This window comes from Nocardioides sp. W7, assembly GCF_022919075.1.
Taxonomy (GTDB): domain Bacteria; phylum Actinomycetota; class Actinomycetes; order Propionibacteriales; family Nocardioidaceae; genus Nocardioides.
This window is the reverse complement of the sequence record NZ_CP095078.1, coordinates 2,228,981-2,247,676: the sequence shown is the minus strand read 5'-3', so window position 1 is coordinate 2,247,676 and position 18,696 is coordinate 2,228,981. Positions and strand designations below refer to the sequence as shown.

The window sequence follows — 18,696 nt, the reverse complement described above, 5'->3', positions numbered from 1 at the left end:
GGCTTCCAGGTCGCACTCGCGTTGTAGGAGATGCCGTAGGGGGCGATCAGTGCTCCCCATCACGCTCTCGAACGTCGAACGTCACGGTGAGCCTGCGGTCGCCGCCTGTCCCTCGCAGGTGTGCCGCTGCTGCATCCTGCGCGCCGTCACCCCACGAAGGCCGTCCCGAAGATTTCTTCGGCAGGCGCGTAAGGGATCAGCCCGGTCGTGAGTCTTCCCACTGCCGTGTCCTCTCGTGGGCACGGCAGTCCCCCACCCCTAGAGGAAGAGCACGCATGCGTTTCGCTTCGTCACCACCACCCCGTCGTCCGGTGCCGCCCAGAGGTGCCTCGAGGGCGACCCATCTGGCTCTGGCCACCGCGGTCGTCTCCACCGGGCTCAGCGTCCTCGTCGGTGGCTCCAGTGCCATCGCCGCTCCGGCGCCGGACCCGGTCACCTTCACGGCCGGCGTCGGCGCCTACTCGGGCACCGTTCCGGACGGTTCGTGCTTCGTCGACGTCCGGGTGACCGGCGGCGCGGGAGGCCACAACATGGTCGGCGGCGGCGTGAGCCAGCCCGACGCCAACGGAGCGGCGGCGCGGATCAGCACCCGCTTCGCCGTCGTACCCGGTGAGTCGTTCGGCGGCGTCGTGGGCGGCGGCGGCGCGCAGGCCCGCACGGCCGGCAGCAACGGCGGCGGCAACGGTGGCGAGCTCACCGGCTCGAACCAGATCCACCCGGGCGCGGGCGGTGGTGGCTGGACCTCGCTGCAGCTCGACGGTGTCGACGTCGTGGTGGCCGGCGCTGGCGGCGGCTCCGGCGGCGGGCACTCGCTGAACCAGGGCGGCGGCGGCGACGCCGGACTTCCCACCACCCCCGGCGTCACCGCCGGCGCAGGAGGGGTCAACGGTGTCGACGAGCCGGCGGTGAACGTCGTCGGCAGTGGCGCCGGCGGCGGTACGGCCGGTCCCGGAGCGGCAGGCTCCAACAGCGCCGACGGCACGCGGAGCGGTACCCCGGGTGTGGGACGCACCGGCGGCGATGCCGGCTCGGACGACACCCCGGACACCGGCGGCGGCGGTGGCGGCGGCTGGTTCGGCGGCGGCGGCGCTGCCTCGACGGTGGGCAACGGCAACGGCGGTCTCTCCAACGGTGGGGTCACCGGCGCCGGTGGCGGCGGTGGCGCCAGCTTCGTCGCGGCCGACAGCCCGGGCCTACCCGGTTTCGCGGTCTCCGGCCTCAGCTCGGTGGCTGTGGGCGAGCGGGCGACGGCGGGCTCCGGCCAGGACGGCGACGTCGTGCTCGACTTCGTCCCCTGCGACTACGACCTCGCGGTCACCAAGACCGTCGACGACACCACGCCGGCTCCGGGCGACACCGTGACCTGGACGGTCACCGTCACCAACAACGGTCCCGAGCCGATGACCCGCGGTGACCTGCTCACCATCGACGACACCCTGCCCGGGCCCGGCGCCAAGACGGTCACGTCCGTCGACGTCACCGGCGGCACCAATGCCCGCGATCTGGCACGCGGGGCGGTGAGCTGCGGGGTGTCCGACGGCGACGCCATGCCTGCCACGGTCACGTGCTTGCGCCCGTACGCCGACGGCGTGGCCAGCTCTCCCGACTCGGGCGAGCGCGGCCTCGACTCGGGTGAGACGGTGACCATCGTCTACACGCAGGAGATCCCGACGGGCACTCCCGGCGGCACCATCATCGACAACGTCGTGACGGTCACCGACCGCGGCCCGGGCGCGAACAACACCGACAACGACACGGTGACCGTGACCGCCGGACCCCCCGTCGCGACGGACGACGCTCGCAACACCCCGTTCGACACCCCCGTGGACCTCCCGGCGACCGGCAACGACGACCCGAGCGACCCCGGGACTCCCTTGGTCCCCGCGTCCACAGTGTTCACCAGCCCGGCCGCGACCGGGAGCGGCAAGAGCCTCGTGACCACGGAGGGCACCTGGCAGGTCAACCCCGACGGGACGGTCACCTTCTCGCCGGCTCCGGGCTACACCGGCACCACCGCGCCGGTCGAGTACCGGATCACCGACGCCGCGGGCGGCACCGACACCGCCGACCTGGTCGTCACCGTGCGTCCCGGCCCCACGGCCACGCCCGACACCGACTCGACGCCGCAGGACGTCGAGGTGACGGTGGACCCGCTGCCCAACGACACCCCCGGTCTGCTGGCCGATGGTTCGGCCGGTAGCTGGGACGAGACCTCGGTCGTCTTCCCCGCCGGCCCCAACCCGGGCACCGTGACCGACGGCGGCAAGACGCTGACCGTCCCCGGTGAGGGCGTCTACACGATCGACCCCGCCACCGGCGAGATCACCTTCGACCCCGAGCCGCAGTTCACGGGCGTCGCCACCGCGGTGACCTACCAGGTCACGGACTCCCACGGCCACGACGCGACGTCGACGGTGACCATCACGGTGACGCCCATCGTTCCCGTGGCGAACGACGACACGGCCAGCACGGCGTACAACACCCCGGTCACGCTGCCGGCGGTGACCGACGACGATGCCGGTGCTGCCTCGGCGCCGCTGGTGCCGGGTGCGACGGTGTTCACCAGCCCGGACGCGACGAACGGCGGCAAGACCCTGGTCACGCCGGAGGGCACCTGGCAGGTCGAGGGCGACGGTTCGGTGACCTTCACCCCGGCCTCGGGCTACACCGGGACCACGCCCGCCGTGGAGTACGAGATCACCGACGAGAACGGCACCACGGACACGGCCGTGCTGACGGTGACGGTGCGCTCCGGACCGACGGCCGAGCCCGACACCGGGTCGACCCCTCACGACACCACGATCACGGTGCCCCTGCTGCCCAACGACACCCCCGGCCCGCTGGCCGACGGGACTCCGGGTGCCTGGGACCCCTCGACCGTGGTCTTCACCTCCCCGCAGGCCACCGACGGAGGACGCACCCTGCTGGTGCCCGGCGAGGGTCGCTACACCATCGACCCGGCCACGGGTGCGGTCACGTTCGACCCCGAGCCCGGCTTCTCCGGCCAAGCCACGCCGGTGGGCTACCAGGTGACCGACAGCAACGGCAACAGCGTGCAGTCCACGGTGACGATCACCGTCGCTCCCGCCCCGCCCGTCGCTGCCCCGCAGGACGACTACGACCTGGTGCTGGCCAAGCGTGCGGTCGGCGGGACGCTGGTGAAGGTCGGCGACTCGGTGCGCTACGAGCTCACCGTCCGCAACAAGGGCAAGGACGCCGCGCGCGGACCGATCCGGCTGACCGACCCGCTGCCCCGCGGACTCGAGCTCGTCTCGGCCAAGGGCAAGGGCTGGACGTGCAAGACCCGCAAGGCGTCCGACACCGTCACGTGCGTGCTGAAGAAGGGCCTCGCGGGTCGCAAGAAGGCAGCTCCCGTGTTCGTGGTCGCCAAGGCGACCAGGGCCGCCGTGGGTCGCTCCGTGAACGTCGCCAAGGTCAGCGTCGCCGGGGAGTCCGTCCGGTCCAACAACAAGGGCCGGGCCACCATCACCGTGGTTCCCCCCCGGCTGCCGTCCACTGGGTTCCGTCCCACGCCTCGCGGGATGTGATGCGGTGACACACGGACGGCTCCACGGGAACATCCGCGCCGTCCTCGTCCACGGGGTCGTGCTGGGCGTCGCACTCGCGGCGTTCGGCGCGGCCCCGTGGGCCGTGTCGGCTCATGCCGACACGACCCCGGCGAGGGCACATTGCGCTTCGGTCGACCGCGGGTTCAGACCCACCACGCTCGCGATCGGCGGTGTCCGCCGCGCGACCAAGGTCCTCGCCCGTGGGCAGGACAGGCACGGGGTCCCCCTGCCCCCGCCGCTCACCGCACGGGGAAAGTGGCAGCTCGCCTGGGACAAGGCGTCCGGCGTCCGCCCCGGTGACGACCGGGGTGTCGTCCGTCTGACCGCGCACACCTATCCCTACGACACCCCGGCACCGGCACTGGGCAATCTCCTCCTCGACCGTCTGCGCATCGGCGCCCGGCTGAAGGTGTCGGGAGCCGGAGGGAAGCAGGTGTGCTATCGGGTGACCCGGCGCCAACGGGTCCGGGCCGACGCGACGCTCTCGCGCTACTACGACACCATCGGCAAGCACCGCCTGGCCATCCTGGTCTGCTCGGGCAAGCGTCGCGGTCCGGGTGACTGGACCCACCGCACCATCTGGTACGCCGTGCCGGTGCCTGCTGCAGACGAGTGAGCGACGTCCGCGCTGGTCGGCGACATCCGTAGCCCGCCTGTTGATGTGTCGTGGTCACCCGTGGCGTACCGCTGCTCGGCCCTGCTGGGCCGTCGAGGCTCGGCAGGGTCGACCACGTCCCGGCTCTCGGATCCGCACTCGTCACGAGTGTGGATCCGAGACCTGGCACCCTCGGTTCGCCGCTCCGCAGCGGGACGACTCGGGGAGCCTGCACGCTCGCCCACGCGAGTCGCCTAGCGGCTGAGCATCGCCCCCACGTCGACCCACCGGTCGGCGTGAGGCTGGGTCCCACTCGTCTGCCGACGACTCCGCGTTCCGCTCACGCCGCGACGCTGGCAACCGATACATGCCGTGGACCGGCGACGTTCCGCCGTCCAAGCCCTGCCCATCACGAGCCCCGCGTCGCGGGCCAGCGCGGTCGACCTCAGCGTGCCCAGCCAAGGACACGAATCGGGCCCCTGAGCGACGACGCGCAGAGGCCCGATCCGAGGCATCAGCCTGAGATTCTCGCGGACTGTGTGTGGCCTGCCAGTCCCCACACCCCCCGAACTGCGGAAACTCGTCGATTCAGACGTTGTGCGGAAACTTCCACCACGTCGCCCTCACGAGTAGGCGTCGCGCCGGTGGCGGATGGTGATGACGCGCACGACGACCCGATCGTCATGGATCTCGTAGATCACGCGGAACTCACCACGCCGCGCGGAGTAGCGCCCGGCAAGCTCGTCGCGCAGGGGCTTACCGACCCGGTGTGGCTCCTGGGCCAGGACGTCATGGAGAAAGTTCGCACATGCCGTCGCCACCGCTTCCGGCAACACATGAGTCAACGCCCTGCGAGCGGCCGGGGCTAGCTCGATCCGATAGGTCACTCGGGCAGTCTGCCCAGCGAGCGCATCTCCGCTTCGACCTCTTCCAAGGTCGAGACCCGACCGGCCGCGATGTCTGCGTCGGCCTCACGGATCTCGGCCATCGCCTCCGCGTCTCCCAAGATGTCGAGCGTCTCCATGAGCGAGTCATAGTCATCGGCACTCATCAGCACCGCTGCTCGTCGCCCGTTCTTGGTGACCTCCACCCGCTGATGGGTGCGCTCAGCCTCGTCCACCAGCCTCGAGAGGTTGGCACGCACGTCGGCGATAGGCAGCGTCGTCATGTACAGAATTATAGCGCGACTCCGACCAGGTCAGACTCGGCCAGAGTCCAGCCGATTCAGACGTTGAATCGGAACTCCACCACGTCGCCGTCGGCCATGACGTACTCCTTGCCCTCGATGCGCACCTTGCCGAGCTCCTTGGCCTTCGCCATGGAGCCGGCGGCCATCAGGTCGTCGAAGGAGACGATCTCGGCCTTGATGAAGCCCTTCTGGAAGTCGGTGTGGATCACGCCGGCGGCCTCGGGCGCGGTGGCGCCCTTCTTGATCGTCCAGGCGCGGGTCTCCTTGGGACCGGCGGTCAGGTAGGTCTGCAGGCCGAGGGTCGCGAAGCCGACCCGGGCCAGCACCTCCAGGCCGGGCTCGGTGACCCCGGCCTCGGCGAGGAACTCCGCGGCCTCCTCGTCGTCGAGCTCGATCAGCTCGGACTCGAACTTCGCGTCGAGGAAGATCGCCTCGGCCGGCGCGACCAGCTCGCGCATCCGGTCCTTCAGCTCCTCGTCGCCGAGCTCGTCGGCGTCGCAGTTGAAGACGAAGATGAACGGCTTCGCGGTGAGCAGCGAGAGCTCGCGCAGCAGGTCGCGGTCGATCGAGGTGGCGATGATCGGCGTACCGGCCTCGAGGGCCTCCTTCGCCTCCTTCGCGGCCTCCAGGTTCGCGACCAGGTCCTTGACCTTGCGCGACTCCTTCTCCAGGCGGGCGATCGAGCGCTCCACCGTCTCCAGGTCGGCCAGGATCAGCTCGGTCTGGATCGTGGAGATGTCGTTGCCCGGGTTGACCTCCCCGTCGACGTGGGTGACGTCCTCGTCGCGGAAGACCCGGGTCACCTGACAGATCGCCGCCGACTCCCGGATGTGCGAGAGGAACTTGTTGCCCAGCCCCTCGCCCTCCGAGGCGCCGCGGACGATGCCCGCGATGTCGACGAACTCCACCGTCGCCGGCAGGATCTTCGCGCTGCCGAACACCTCGGCGAGCCGCGGCAGCCGGTCGTCCGGCACCCCGACGACCCCGACGTTCGGCTCGATGGTGGCGAACGGGTAGTTCGCCGCGAGGACGTCGTTCTTGGTCAGGGCGTTGAAGAGGGTGGACTTGCCGGCGTTGGGCAGTCCGACGATGCCGATGGTGAGAGCCACGGGCGCCGAGTCTAGGTGCGTACGGCGGGCCGCCCCGAATCAGCGGCGGTCAGGCGCGCGGACGGATCGGTCCACCGCCCGGCTGGACCGACTCCAGCACCTCCACCTCGTCGCCCACCCGGATGGTCACGTCGGCGTTGTCGGGCACCAGGTTGACCCCGAACCAGGTCGCGCCGTCCCATCGCCGGATCCGGGCGAGCGTGGCGATCGGCTCCTTCCCCCGCTCCCCCGTCTCGGGGTCGACAGTCGTGATCACGCAGCGCGCACAGCCCTTGACCGCGCGGAAGACGGCGTCGCCGATCCGGATCCGGCGCCAGTCGTCCTCGGCCCACGCCTCGGCGCCGGCCACGACGACGTTGGGCCGGAAGCGGGTCATCGGCAGCGGAGGGTGCGCGCCCTCCGAACGCTCCGCCACGACGTCGTTGAGGGCGGCGAGGGACGACTCGCTGGCGACCAGGAGCGGGTAGCCGTCGGCGAGCGACACCCGGTCGCCGGGCTCGCTGAACGCCGGGCTCGTCGCACGACGCGTCGGGTCGTCGAGGTGGACCAGCCGGGCCGGCCGGCCGAGCGCCTTGCCGAACCACGCGTCCGCCTCCGGACCGGCGGGGGCGGCCGTGAGCCGCGACCCCCAGAGCGACACGGGGGTCTGGGTGGCCGGGTCCGGGATCGCGACGCCCAGCCGGGGCAGGTCGGGGGCCGTCACGACCAGCCCGTCGCCGGTGAGCGCGGGGTGCACCAGCACCAGCCGGTTCACCTCGCGGACGGTGATCACCTCCCCGGCCTCGTCGACCACCATCCAGCGCCGGTCGCCGGCCAGGCCCCAGGGCTCGACCACGGCCGCGTCGACGGACTCGCCGCGGCAGGACTTGACCGGGAAGCGGTGGATCGAGGACAGGTACGGCATGGGAGGAGGTTAGATCTGCGCTCGCGCACCCGCAGGTGCGGACCCTTACGCGGCGGGGTCGGGCTCGGCTTCGGCAGGGGCGTGGCGAGCTGCTCGACCGGCTGCCGGACGGGCCCGGAAGGTGAGCCACAGGCTGACGACGACGTAGTAGGCGACGTAGGCCAGCGAGAGCACCGTCAGCCAGTCCGGCGCGTCGGGCAGGTGCGCGGTGATGACGCCGAAGGCGACCAGCCACAGGGTCGCGGCGGTCATGTTGAGGTACCACAGGTCCGCGGTGCGGGACGGGTAGACGTACTTCACCGGCACGAAGACCAGCACCGCGAAGACCATCAGCAGCACCACGGTCGGCGCCGTACCGAACCCGAAGACGATGACGTAGAACGCCACGACGTTCCAGTACGACGGGAAGCCCAGGAAGAAGTGGTCCTCGGTCTTCGCGTCGCTGCGGCAGAACTGGTAGCACGAGGCCACCAGCGGGATGCACGCCACGACCCCGCCGGCCGGGCCGTCGGGCAGGTAGCCGTTGGCCCAGAGCAGCACCATCGGCGCGAAGGCGTAGGTGAGGTAGTCGACGATGTTGTCCAGCAGGGCGCCGTCGATCTGGGGCACCACCTCCTTCACCCGGAAGTGCCGGGCCAGGAAGCCGTCGGTCCCGTCGACCACCATCGCGACCAGGAACAGCCACAGGACGGTCTCGATCTCCCCCTCGTAGGAGAAGTGCACCATCAGCAGTGCCAGCACCGACCCGACGGCGGTGTAGGCGTGGACCGACCACGCGGCAAGCTTGTTCAGCACGTTCTCAGGCCCCCTGGACCGTGACGGTGAGCGGCATCCGCCGACTGCGTCGTACGTCGCCACGCAGGACCGAGCGCAGGCCGCGCCCGATCACACGACCCGTGGTGAGGTCCTCGAAGTCGCCGCTGCGGGTGCTCGTCACCAGGTCCAGGATCGGCCGGGCCGCCACGTCCGGGGCCTGACCCCACAGCGCGACCACGACCGGCAGCGCCCGGACCCGCTCCTGCATCCCCGGCATCACCGTGACCTGGCCGAGCAGGTCGGTGCGGACCAGTCCGGGGTCGAAGCCGTGGATGCGCACGCCCTTGCCGGCGATCTCCTGGCGCACCGCCCGGGTGAACATCCGGTTCCAGGCCTTGGAGGAGGCATAGGCGTTCTGCATCGCCACCGGCTTGTCCGAGCCCCTCCCCCACACGTTGACCACGTGCCCGCTGCCCTGCACCAGCATCGCGTGCACGGCCGTGCGGGTGCCGTTGAAGACCCCCCGGACGTTCGCGTCCAGCACCCGCTCGAAGTCGGTCGGGTCCAGCAGGTGCGAAGGCCCGTACGGGCTCCCGGTCCCGGCGTTGTTGACCCAGATGTCCAGGCTGCCCAGTGCCAGCGCGGCGTCGCGCAGGGCCTCGACCTGGAGCAGGTCCGCGACGTCGATGTCGAGACCTTCCGCGCGGATGCCGGCCGCGCGCAGCTCGGCCACCGCCTGGTCGACCCCGTCGCCGGGGAGCGCGCCGATCACGACCGTGGCGCCCGCCGAGCCGAGCAGCTGGGCGGTCGCTCGGCCCAGCCCGCGGCTGCCGCCCGTGACGACGGCGACCTTGCCGGTGAGCGGTGCGTCCATGCTCCGGAACTCCCTGTGGTCATGCTGCGTGTAGTCCGAGGACAGGCAGGCAAGGCTAGCGGCATAGGCTTCCGCGGTGCGCCTCGCGACCTGGAACGTCAACTCCCTCCGCTCCCGGATCGACCGCGTCGAGGCGTTCCTCGACCGCCACCAGGTCGACGTCCTCGCCCTCCAGGAGACCAAGGCCCGCGAGGACCAGCTCCCGCTGATGGGCCTCCAGTCGATGGGGTACGACGTCGCCGCGGCCGGGGTGAGCCAGTGGAACGGCGTCGCGATCGTCAGCCGGGTGGGCCTGGAGGACGTCCAGGTCGGCTTCGAGGGGATGCCCGGCTACGGCGATCCGGTGGCCCCCGAGGCGCGCGCGATCGGGGCGACCTGCGGCGGCGTACGAGTCTGGAGCCTCTACGTCCCCAACGGCCGCAAGCCCGACGACCCGCACTACGTCTACAAGCTCGACTGGCTGGCCCGGCTACGCGACGCCGCACAGGAGTGGACCGGCGGCGACACCGCGCTGGTCGGCGACTGGAACGTCGCCCCACTCGACGAGGACGTCTTCGACGTCAAGCAGTTCGCGAAGTCGACGCACGTGACCCCGCCGGAGCGGGCGGCGTTCCAGCGCTTCCTCGACGACGGGTACGTCGACGTCGTCCGCCCCCACACGCCCGGCCCGGACGTCTACACCTACTGGGACTACTACCGGCAGCGGTTCGAGCGGAACCGCGGGCTGCGGATCGACTTCGTGCTCGGCTCGCCGTCGTTCGCGGGCCGGGTCACCGGCGCGTTCATCGACACCGACGAGCGCGACCCCGCCCAGGGCTCCGGCCCGCCGTCCGACCACGCCCCGGTGATCGTCGACCTGGCCGACTGAGCGATCCGCCCACGCGGTCCGCCGGAGAGTGCTGGAATGGCGGCATGCGCAAGGACCACCGCCGCGAGCTGTACAGCCCTGCGTCGCCCGAGGCCGGGCAACTGCCCGACGCGGTCGGTCCCGACGGTGTCCGCGTGACGCTGCGGGCCGAGCCCGCGATCGACCGGGTGCGCCGCTGGCGGTTCCTGTTCTTCACCCCGCCGGTGCTCACCGACCCCGCGCGGGCGTACGCCGGCTACCGCGTCGCGCCCGGTCTCGTCCAGCGATACCTGCTCCGTGACCGATGGGCCGTCGACGTCGAGGCCGACAACGGCGAGCGGTGCCGGATCCCCGCGAAGGACCGGGCAGCGGCCGTCGACTACGCACGCCAGGTGCACGCCGGCGTCGAGGAGCAGGGCGTCGCGTTCCTGCGGACCTTCGCGCGCTGACCGGCCCGGTCGGTTGGCTGGCGGCGCATCGCATGACGCCCGCCGACACGCTCGCACCCGACTGTCGGTGCCCGCCGCCATGCTGACGCCATGGAGACCCTCACCGCCCTCCTCATCCTGCTCGTCGGGCTCGCCCTGGGCGCGCTGCTCGGCGTGCTGTGGGCGCGCTCGCGGCCGCAGCACGTGCAGGCGATCGGCCAGGGGATGGTCGACCAGGCCGAGGTGATGCAGGGGCTCGACCGGCTCAGCGACCAGCTGGCCGACCTCGACCACCAGCGCTCGAGCTGGCAGGGCCAGCTTCACCAGCAGGTGCAGGACATGCGCCTCTCGACCGAGACCCTGCGCCGCGAGACCCACGCGCTGAGCACCGCGCTGCGCAAGCCGCAGGTGCGGGGGCGCTGGGGCGAGCTGCACCTGCGGCGGGCCGTGGAGCTGGCGGGCCTGGTGGACCGCTGCGACTTCGACGAGCAGGTCCGCCTCGAGGACGGCGCCCTCCGCCCCGATCTCGTCGTCCGGCTGGTCGGCGGGCGCAGCGTGGTGGTCGATGCCAAGGTCCCCCTCGACGCCTACCTGGACGCCACCTCGGCCGACGACGACGAGCGGCCCGCGCACCTCGCGCGCCACGCCCGCCAGCTCCGCACCCACATCGACCAGCTCTCGGCGAAGGGCTACTGGCGCTCGCTGCCCGAGACTCCGGAGTTCGTGGTCCTCTTCCTGCCCGCCGAGTCCTTCCTGGCCGCGGCACTGGAGACCGACGGCTCCCTGATCGAGCACGCCGCGGCCCGCCAGATCGTGCTCGCGACGCCGACCACCCTGATCGCACTGCTGCGCACCGTCGCCCACGGCTGGACCCACGAGGCACTGGCCGACCAGGCTCGCGAGATCCACCGCCTGGGCCGCGACCTGCACACCCGGCTCGGCACCCTCGGGGGCCACCTCGACCTGGTCGGGCGGTCGCTCAACGCGGCGGTGGGTCACTACAACTCCGCGGTGGGCTCCCTGGAGTCGCGGGTGCTCGTCGCGGCCCGCCGGTTCAGCGACCTGGCGGTCACCGACGCCCCGCTCCCCACCCCCCGGGCGGTGGAGCTGCGGGCGGTCGACCGGCGCGCCGCCCCCGACGAGCCCGGCGCCGGCCCTACCGTGGGCTGGGAGAAGGAGGCGCGGTGAGCGGCAAGACGCTCTGGGAGCAGGGCCACGAGCCCGGCCGGCAGATGGTCACGCTCGGAATCGCCGCCGCGCTCACGGTCGTCGCCCTCGACCTGCTGCTCACCGGCCGGGTCAGCGTCCTCTTCGACATCGCGTTCGTCGCCCTCTCGACCGCCCTAGCCCTGTTGGTGCGGCCCCGCGACTTCTTCACCGTCGGCGTGCTGCCGCCGCTGGTGATGGTGGTGGTCTTCACGCTGCTCGCGGCCACCCGTCCGGGCGCCGTCGCGCATCCCGACGACAGCGTCGTCCAGGCCCTCATCTCGGGCCTGTCGAGCCACTCCCTCGCCCTGGTGCTCGGCTACGCGCTGTGCCTGGTCTGCCTCGCGCTGCGACAGCGCGCGCTCGACCAGCACGGTCGCCTGGTCAGGCCTCGAAACGCCCCGGGTCACCTGCACCCCGGCGGATGATCTCCGGGGCCCCGTCCGACCAGTCGATGACGGTGGTCGGCTCGGCCGGGGTCTCCCCCGCCTCGACGACCAGGTCCACCTGGTGGTCCAGCTCCTCCTTGACGTCCCAGCCGAGGGTCCGCGGCTCGTCCTCGCCCGGCAGGATCAGGGTGCTGCTGAGCAGCGGCTCGCCCAGCAGCTCCAGCAGCGCCTGCACGACGGTGTGGTCGGGGATCCGCACCCCCACCGTCTTCTTCTTCGGGTGCAGCAGCCGGCGCGGGACCTCGGGCGTGCCCGGGAGGATGAACGTGTACGGCCCGGGGGTCGCGGCCCGGATCGCCCGGAAGGCCGAGTTGTCGACGTGCACCAGCTGACCGAGCTGGGAGAAGTCCTTGCACATCAGCGTGAAGTGGTGGCGGTCGTCGAGGCCGCGGATCCGCAGGATCCGGTCCCGGCCGTCGCGGTTGCCGAGCCGCGAGCCGAGCGCGTAGCCGGAGTCCGTCGGGTAGGCGATCAGCTGGTCGTCGTTCAGCGCGTCCACGATCTGCGCCAGCAGCCGGGGCTGCGGGTTGTCCGGGTGGACGTCGAGGTACCTGGCCACGTCAGGCCCGGGCCGCCGCGGCGGCGGCCTTCAGGTCGCGACGCAGCTCCTTGGGCAACGAGAAGATGAGGGACTCCTCGGCGCTGTGCACGGCCTTCGCGTCGGGATAGCCCCGTTCGGCGAGGAACGCCAGCACCCCCTCGACGAGCGCCTCCGGGACGCTCGCGCCCGAGGTGACGCTCACGGTCCGGACCCCGTCGAGCCAGGCCTCGTCGATCTCGCTCGCGTCGTCCACGCGGTACGACGACTTCGCCCCGGCCTCCAGGGCGACCTCGACCAGCCGGACGGAGTTGGAGGAGTTGCCCGACCCGACCACGATCACCAGGTCGGCGTCCGGGGAGATCTCCTTGACCGCCAGCTGGCGGTTCTGGGTGGCGTAGCAGATGTCGTCGCTGGGCGGGTCGAGCAGCTCGGGGAAGCGCTCCCGGATCGCGGCGACGGTCTCCAGGGTCTCGTCGACCGAGAGCGTGGTCTGCGAGAGCCAGGCGACCCGGGAGGCGTCGCGCACGACGATGTTCGGGACGTCGGCCGGGCTCTGCACCAGCTGGATGTGGTCGGGTGCCTCGCCGGCGGTGCCCTCGACCTCCTCGTGGCCCGCGTGGCCGATGAGCAGGATGTCGTAGTCGTCCTCTGCGAAGCGCTTCGCCTCGTGGTGCACCTTCGTCACCAGCGGGCAGGTGGCGTCGATGGTCTTCAGGTCGCGCTCGGCGGCCTGGCGGTGCACCTCGGGCGACACGCCGTGGGCGGAGAAGACGACGGTCTCACCGGCCGGCACCTCGTCGAGCTCCTCGACGAAGATCGCGCCCCGCGACTCCAGGTCGGATACGACGTGCTTGTTGTGGACGATCTGCTTGCGGACGTAGACGGGCGAGCCGTAGAGCTCCAGCGCCTGCTCCACGGTCACGACGGCCCGGTCGACACCGGCGCAGTAGCCCCGCGGAGCCGCCAGCAGGACGGCCTTCTCGGCGTCGTCCGGCGACAGGATCGGCGGCATACCCATGTCGGTCGTCATGGCGTCCAGTCTAGATGTGTCCCCACGATCCCCTAATCTCCCCGCATGGCCCTGGAGACCTCACCACAGGCACCGGCCCCGGTCCGGCAGATCGCCAACGCGATCGCCAGCTGGGTCGACCGGCTCGGCGCGGTGTGGGTCGAGGGGCAGGTCGCGCAGATCAGCCGCCGCCCCGGCGTCGGCACGGTGTTCCTGACGCTGCGCGACACGGTCGCCGACATCTCGGTGCCGCTCACCTGCTCGCGCACCTACTTCGACGGCCTCAACCCGCCGCTGGTCGAGGGCGCGAGCGTGGTCGTGCACGCGAAGCCGTCGTACTACGCCAACCGCGGGACGATGTCGCTCTACGCCCGCGAGATTCGGATGGTCGGCCTCGGCGAGCTGCTGGCCCAGCTGGAGCGGCGCCGCCAGCTGCTGGCTGCCGAGGGGCTGTTCTCGGCCGAGCTGAAGCGCCCGCTGCCGTTCCTTCCCGGGTGCATCGGCCTGGTCACGGCGCCCAACTCGGCCGCCGAGCGCGACGTCCTGGAGAACACCCGCCGTCGCTGGCCCGCCGTCCGCTTCGAGGTCGCGTACGCCGCGATGCAGGGCACCCGGTCGGCAGCTGAGGTGATGGAGGCGCTGGAGCGACTGGACCGCCACCCCGACGTGGAGGTGATCGTGATCGCGCGCGGCGGCGGCTCCGTCGAGGACCTGCTGCCGTTCTCCGACGAGGGGCTGGTCCGCGCGGTCGCCCGCACCCGCACCCCCGTGGTGTCGGCGATCGGCCACGAGCCCGACGGCCCGCTGCTCGACCTGGTCGCCGACGTGCGCGCCTCGACACCCACCGACGCGGCGAAGCTGATCGTCCCCGACGTGCTGGACGAGCTCCGCGGCGTCGCCTGGGCGCGCGACCAGGTCCGCGCGGGCCTGCGCCGGATCCTCGACCGCGAGCAGGCCGGCCTCGATTCGCTCCGCTCCCGGCCCGCGCTGGCCGACCCGCGCAACCTCCTCGACGTCCGGCTCGACGAGGTGTACGCCCTGCGCGCCCGGGCCCGCCGCACCCTCGGCCACGCGCTCGACCGGGCCGCCGACGACGTCGGCCACCAGCGTGCCCGGGCCCGGGCCCTCTCGCCGCTCGCCACCCTGCAGCGCGGGTACGCCGTGCTGCAGGACGCCGACGGCCACGTGCTCACCTCGGTCGCCGACGTGGCGGCCGGCGACGCGGTCAGCGTCCGGGTCGCCGACGGCCGGGTGCACGCCACGACCACCACCACCGAGCAGCTGGAGGACCCCCGTGCCTGAATCCGCAGCGTCCGAGCAGAAGCCGTCGTACGAAGAGGCCCGCGAGGAGCTCGTCGACGTGGTCCGCCGGCTCGAGGCCGGCGGCACCACCCTGGAGGAGTCGCTCGCACTGTGGGAGCGCGGCGAGAAGCTCTCCACCTGGTGCCAGGAGTGGCTCGACGGCGCCCGTCAGCGGCTCGACGCAGCTGTCGCGGCCGACGAGGACTGAGCGGCCAGACCCGGACTAGCTCTGGGCGGGAGCGGCCGGGTCGAGCGTCAGCAGCCCGATCAGCGCCTCGAGGTCCGCGGGAGGCGCGGAGCCGTAGACGAGCAGCGACTCCTCGCCGGCGTCGGTGGTGATCGTGGTGGCGTACCCGTGGTCGCCGCCCTCGTCGGAGAACGTCGCCCACTCGGACGCGAGCGCGCTGTCGAGCTCGACCGGGTCACCCTCGGTCGCGTCCGCGTCGATGTGCTCCTCGACCAGGGTGTCGATGTCCTCGTCGCGCTGGCGAAGCCCGACGTACTTGTCGTCGTCGGTGAGCATCGCCAGGCTCCAGCCGGGTCGCTGCCCGCGCTCGATGTCGACGCCGGTGACCATCCAGCCGTCGGGCAGCTCGGGCGGGTAGGCGACCTGCCGTCCTGACTCCTGGAGGGCGACGACGGCGGGCAGGTAGTCGACCGGCTCGGGCTCGATCTCGGGGGTGTCGCGGAAGGTCTCGCGGAAAACCACGACGCCGAGGACCACCACCACCGCCACGATCATCGACCCGATCAGGCCGCCGGTGGTCCGCTGGTAGCGGCCCGGCTTCTCCTCGGACTCGCTCACCGACCCATCCTCACAGGTACTGTCCAGGACTCGGGCGCCGCCCTCCCGGGGTCCGCAGTTGCGGACGATCTCTGTCAATAGGTCCGCAGATGCGGAAGGATGCCGCCGTGATGACGTACCGGATCGCGGAGGCCGCCGAGCTGCTCGGCGTCAGCGACGACACGATGAGGCGCTGGACCGAGGCCGGCCGGGTCGCCTCGACCACCGAGGCCGGCCGCACGGTCATCCCCGGGGCCGACCTCGCCGCGCTCGCCGAGTCGCTCGCCGACCACCCCGACCGCGACGCCACCCGCGCCGCCGCGGTCAGCGCCCGCAACCGGCTGGCCGGGATCGTCACCAAGGTCACCAAGGACACCGTGATGGCGCAGGTCGACCTGATCTGCGGCCCCTACCGGATGGTCTCGCTGATGAGCACCGAGGCCGCCGAGGAGCTCGGCCTCGCGCCCGGCGTACGGGCGATCGCCTCCGTCAAGTCCACCAACGTCGTCGTGGAGCGTCCCTGATGAGGCGGGCCCTGCTCGCCCTGCTCCTGCCGCTCACCGCCTGTGGGGCCGGCGACGGCTCCGATGGCGGGGACGACGTCACCCTGACCGTGTACGCCGCCGCCTCGCTCACCGCGACCTTCGAGCAGCTCGCCGAGGACTTCGAGGCCGAGCACGACGGCGTCGCGGTGGAGCTGAGCTTCGGCGGCTCCGCCGACCTGGTCACCCAGTTGAAGGAGGGCGCGCAGGCCGACGTCTTCGCCTCGGCAGCGACCAAGAACATGGACGATCTGGTCTCCGCCGAGCTGACCGCCGCCGAGCCCCGGGACTTCGCCACCAACGTCCTCGAGATCGCGGTGCCGCCCGGCAACCCGGCCGGCGTGACGTCCTTCCAGGATCTCGCCGGCGACCTCAACCTGGTGGTGTGCGCCCCCGAGGTGCCGTGCGGCGCCGCGGCCCAGCAGGTCGCCGAGGCCGCCGGCGTCACGCTGGCGCCGGTCAGCGAGGAGCAGTCCGTGACCGACGTGCTGGCCAAGGTGACCTCCGGCGAGGCCGACGCCGGCCTCGTCTACATCACCGACGTGATCGCCGCCGGCGGCGACGTGGAGGGCATCGAGTTCCCCGAGGCGGCCGACGTGGTCAACACCTACCCGATCGCCGCGGTCGCCGGCAGCGACGAGGCCGACCTGGCCCAGGAGTTCGTCGACTTCGTGCTCGGCGAGACCGGCCGATCGGTTCTTCAGGCCGCCGGCTTCGGGCAGCCGTAGCGGTGACCAGCCAGCGGCAGGTCGGCGTACCCGCCTGGATCTACCTGCCGGCGCTGCTCGGTGCCGTCCTGGTGCTGCTGCCGCTGGTCGGCATGCTCAGCCGGGTCGACTGGGCGAGCTTCGTCGACCTGGTCACCTCCGACTCCGCCCTGACCGCTCTCGGGCTGAGCCTGCGCACGTCGACGGTGAGCACGCTGCTGTGCGTGCTCGTCGGCGTGCCGATGGCGGTCGTACTGGCCCGCACCTCGTTCAGCGGGCAGGGGGTGTTCCGGTCCCTCGTGCTGCTGCCGATGGTGCTGCCCCCGGTGGTCGGCGGCATCGCGCTGCTCTACACCTTCGGCCGCCGCGGGCTGCTCGGAGCCGAGCTCGACGCCCTCGGCGTCCAGGTCGCGTTCTCGACGATCGCGGTGGTGCTGGCCCAGACCTTCGTGTCCCTGCCGTTCCTGGTCGTCAGCCTGGAGGGCGCCCTGCGCAGCGCCGGCCAGCGCTACGAGGTCGTCGCCGCCTCGCTCGGCGCCTCCCCCACCACGGTCTTCCGTCGGGTCACGCTGCCGCTGGTGCTGCCCGGCCTGATCTCGGGCGCGACCCTCGCCTTCGCCCGCTCTCTCGGCGAGTTCGGGGCCACGATCACCTTCGCCGGCAGCCTGGAGGGCACCACCAGGACGCTGCCGCTGTACATCTACCAGCTCCGGGTCACCGACCCCGACGCCGCCGTGGCCATGTCCCTGGTGCTGGTCGTGGTCGCGGTCGCGGTGATCGGCTTCGCGCGCCCGGGTCGGGGCACGGCATGACCCTGCGCCTCGCAGCGACCGTCACCGAGCGGGGGTACGACGTCGCGATCGACGTCGCCGACGGCGAGACCGTCGCCGTCCTGGGTCCGAACGGCGCGGGCAAGTCAACGACGCTCGACCTGGTCGCCGGCCTGCTCCGCCCGGACGCCGGCACCGTGCACCTCGACGACCGGGAGCTGACCGGCGACCACACCTGGGTCGCACCGCACGAGCGCCGGGTCGCGCTCCTGGCCCAGGAGCCGTTGCTCTTCCCCCACCTCAGCGTCCTCGACAACGTCGCCTTCGGCCCCCGCAGCGCCGGCGCGGGCCGGGCCGCCGCCCGCGAGACGGCACGACACTGGCTCGCCGAGGTCGGGGCCGAGACGCTCGCCGATCGCACCCCGGCCCAGCTCTCGGGCGGCCAGGCCCAGCGGGTCGCCGTCGCCCGCGCGCTGGCCGCCGAGCCGCGCCTGCTGCTGCTCGACGAGCCGATGGCCGCCCTCGACGTCGCCGTGGCCCCCGCCCTGCGGCAGACCCTGCGCCGGGTGCTCGCCGACCGCTCGGCCGTGGTGGTCACCCACGACGCCCTGGACGCCCTGATCCTGGCCGACCGGGTGGTCGTCCTGGAGGACGGCCGGGTCACCGAGGAGGGGACGACCGCCCAGGTGCTGGCCCACCCCCGCAGCGGGTTCGCGGCCCGGATCGCGGGCCTCGACCTGCTCCGCGGCGCCTGGGACGGTGGCGTCCGCACCGAGGACGGCACCCTCGTCCACGGGCTGGTGACCGGGCCGGAGCCGGAGGCCGGCGACCCGGTGGTCGCGGTCTTCCGGCCCGCGGCGGTCTCGGTCTTCCGGGAGCCGCCGGGCGGCAGCCCGCGCAACGCGTTCGCGGTCGAGGTCACCGAGCTGGAGCCGCACGGCGACCAGATCCGGGTCCGGGCGGGCGAGCTCGCGGCCGACGTGACGGCGTACGCAGCCGCCGAGCTCGACCTCACGCCTGGGACGTTCGTCACCTTCAGCGTGAAGGCCAGCGAGGTGGCGGTCTACCGCACCTGAGCACGGGGTCGGAGGGTCGGCGGGGACCGATAGGGTTCG

Annotated in this window: 21 protein-coding genes; 12 read left to right on the top strand and 9 right to left on the bottom strand. The window is 72.3% G+C overall.

All coding sequences use genetic code 11. The annotated features are described in order from the left end of the window. Nucleotides 1-311 precede the first annotated feature (311 nt). Both MUB56_RS10655 and MUB56_RS10650 read left to right on the top strand, forming a co-directional pair. Nucleotides 312-3,548, top strand: a complete 3,237-nt coding sequence (locus MUB56_RS10655) for an Ig-like domain-containing protein (RefSeq protein WP_244931874.1) — start codon at nt 312-314, stop codon at nt 3,546-3,548. A 4-nt stretch (nt 3,549-3,552) separates the two neighbouring features. Further along, the gene (locus MUB56_RS10650; RefSeq protein WP_244931873.1) at nt 3,553-4,185 is read left to right on the top strand and encodes a class F sortase; all 633 of its coding nucleotides are present in this window, start codon (nt 3,553-3,555) and stop codon (nt 4,183-4,185) included. A 602-nt stretch (nt 4,186-4,787) separates the two neighbouring features. On the opposite strand, the gene MUB56_RS10645 is transcribed toward MUB56_RS10650, so the two are convergent. The 6 genes from MUB56_RS10645 to MUB56_RS10620 are packed head-to-tail and all read right to left on the bottom strand — an operon-like array spanning nt 4,788 to nt 8,996. Next, nucleotides 4,788-5,051, bottom strand: coding sequence for a type II toxin-antitoxin system RelE/ParE family toxin (locus MUB56_RS10645; RefSeq protein ID WP_244931872.1), 264 nt, complete (start codon nt 5,049-5,051; stop codon nt 4,788-4,790). Next, nucleotides 5,048-5,332: a type II toxin-antitoxin system Phd/YefM family antitoxin gene (locus MUB56_RS10640; RefSeq protein WP_244931871.1), complete on the bottom strand. Its 285-nt coding sequence runs from the start codon at nt 5,330-5,332 to the stop codon at nt 5,048-5,050. Before MUB56_RS10640 ends, MUB56_RS10645 begins: the two co-directional genes overlap by 4 nt. 56 nt (nt 5,333-5,388) lie before the next feature. Then, nucleotides 5,389-6,462 carry a redox-regulated ATPase YchF gene (gene ychF, locus MUB56_RS10635; protein WP_244931870.1) on the bottom strand — a complete coding sequence of 358 codons (1,074 nt, stop codon included), beginning with the start codon at nt 6,460-6,462 and terminating at the stop codon, nt 5,389-5,391. A 49-nt stretch (nt 6,463-6,511) separates the two neighbouring features. Continuing rightward, complete coding sequence (locus tag MUB56_RS10630) at nt 6,512-7,366, bottom strand: MOSC N-terminal beta barrel domain-containing protein (RefSeq protein WP_244931869.1); 855 nt, start codon at nt 7,364-7,366, stop codon at nt 6,512-6,514. Between the two features lie 45 nt (nt 7,367-7,411). Next, complete coding sequence (locus tag MUB56_RS10625) at nt 7,412-8,161, bottom strand: CDP-alcohol phosphatidyltransferase family protein (protein ID WP_244931868.1); 750 nt, start codon at nt 8,159-8,161, stop codon at nt 7,412-7,414. 4 nt (nt 8,162-8,165) lie between these two features. Beyond that, nucleotides 8,166-8,996 (bottom strand): SDR family oxidoreductase, encoded by an 831-nt coding sequence (locus tag MUB56_RS10620; protein WP_244931867.1) that lies wholly within the window; start codon nt 8,994-8,996, stop codon nt 8,166-8,168. Nucleotides 8,997-9,072: 76 nt separating this feature from the next. On the opposite strand from MUB56_RS10620, the gene MUB56_RS10615 reads away from it, so the two are divergent. The 4 genes from MUB56_RS10615 to MUB56_RS10600 all read left to right on the top strand — a co-directional run bounded on the left by MUB56_RS10615 (nt 9,073) and on the right by MUB56_RS10600 (nt 11,905). Then, entirely contained in the window at nt 9,073-9,864 is a 792-nt protein-coding gene (locus tag MUB56_RS10615; RefSeq protein ID WP_244931866.1) for an exodeoxyribonuclease III, read from the top strand. 44 nt (nt 9,865-9,908) lie between these two features. Then, nucleotides 9,909-10,292: a hypothetical protein gene (locus MUB56_RS10610; protein WP_244931865.1), complete on the top strand. Its 384-nt coding sequence runs from the start codon at nt 9,909-9,911 to the stop codon at nt 10,290-10,292. A 90-nt stretch (nt 10,293-10,382) separates the two neighbouring features. Next, entirely contained in the window at nt 10,383-11,459 is a 1,077-nt protein-coding gene (locus MUB56_RS10605) for a DNA recombination protein RmuC (RefSeq protein ID WP_244931864.1), read from the top strand. Next, entirely contained in the window at nt 11,456-11,905 is a 450-nt protein-coding gene (locus tag MUB56_RS10600; RefSeq protein WP_244931863.1) for a DUF6542 domain-containing protein, read from the top strand. Before MUB56_RS10605 ends, MUB56_RS10600 begins: the two co-directional genes overlap by 4 nt. Here MUB56_RS10600 and MUB56_RS10595 read toward each other — a convergent pair. After that, a complete protein-coding gene (locus MUB56_RS10595) occupies nt 11,862-12,485 on the bottom strand; it encodes an L-threonylcarbamoyladenylate synthase (RefSeq protein ID WP_244931862.1) in 624 nt (207 codons plus the stop codon). The genes MUB56_RS10600 and MUB56_RS10595 overlap by 44 nt on opposite strands. Before the next feature lies 1 nt (nt 12,486). Beyond that, nucleotides 12,487-13,497, bottom strand: coding sequence for a 4-hydroxy-3-methylbut-2-enyl diphosphate reductase (locus tag MUB56_RS10590; RefSeq protein WP_244931861.1), 1,011 nt, complete (start codon nt 13,495-13,497; stop codon nt 12,487-12,489). Nucleotides 13,498-13,542: 45 nt separating this feature from the next. Between MUB56_RS10590 and xseA the strand changes: the two genes are divergently transcribed. Beyond that, entirely contained in the window at nt 13,543-14,778 is a 1,236-nt protein-coding gene (xseA, locus tag MUB56_RS10585) for an exodeoxyribonuclease VII large subunit (RefSeq protein WP_244931860.1), read from the top strand. Further along, nucleotides 14,771-14,986, top strand: a complete 216-nt coding sequence (locus MUB56_RS10580; RefSeq protein WP_244931859.1) for an exodeoxyribonuclease VII small subunit — start codon at nt 14,771-14,773, stop codon at nt 14,984-14,986. The genes xseA and MUB56_RS10580 overlap by 8 nt, the downstream gene beginning before the upstream one ends. 15 nt (nt 14,987-15,001) lie before the next feature. On the opposite strand, the gene MUB56_RS10575 is transcribed toward MUB56_RS10580, so the two are convergent. After that, nucleotides 15,002-15,583: a DUF4245 family protein gene (locus MUB56_RS10575; protein ID WP_244931858.1), complete on the bottom strand. Its 582-nt coding sequence runs from the start codon at nt 15,581-15,583 to the stop codon at nt 15,002-15,004. Between the two features lie 107 nt (nt 15,584-15,690). Here MUB56_RS10575 and MUB56_RS10570 point away from each other — a divergent pair, with 107 nt between their 5' ends. Genes MUB56_RS10570 through MUB56_RS10555 form a run of 4 tightly spaced genes read left to right on the top strand, consistent with a single transcriptional unit; the run spans nt 15,691 to nt 18,657 of the window. After that, nucleotides 15,691-16,086 carry a helix-turn-helix transcriptional regulator gene (locus tag MUB56_RS10570; RefSeq protein ID WP_348536725.1) on the top strand — a complete coding sequence of 132 codons (396 nt, stop codon included), beginning with the start codon at nt 15,691-15,693 and terminating at the stop codon, nt 16,084-16,086. Continuing rightward, nucleotides 16,086-16,832 (top strand): molybdate ABC transporter substrate-binding protein, encoded by a 747-nt coding sequence (modA, locus tag MUB56_RS10565; protein ID WP_244931856.1) that lies wholly within the window; start codon nt 16,086-16,088, stop codon nt 16,830-16,832. The genes MUB56_RS10570 and modA overlap by 1 nt, the downstream gene beginning before the upstream one ends. Nucleotides 16,833-16,834: 2 nt before the next feature. After that, nucleotides 16,835-17,623 carry an ABC transporter permease gene (locus MUB56_RS10560; protein WP_244931855.1) on the top strand — a complete coding sequence of 263 codons (789 nt, stop codon included), beginning with the start codon at nt 16,835-16,837 and terminating at the stop codon, nt 17,621-17,623. Beyond that, complete coding sequence (locus tag MUB56_RS10555) at nt 17,620-18,657, top strand: ATP-binding cassette domain-containing protein (RefSeq protein WP_244931854.1); 1,038 nt, start codon at nt 17,620-17,622, stop codon at nt 18,655-18,657. Before MUB56_RS10560 ends, MUB56_RS10555 begins: the two co-directional genes overlap by 4 nt. Nucleotides 18,658-18,696: the final 39 nt, after the last annotated feature.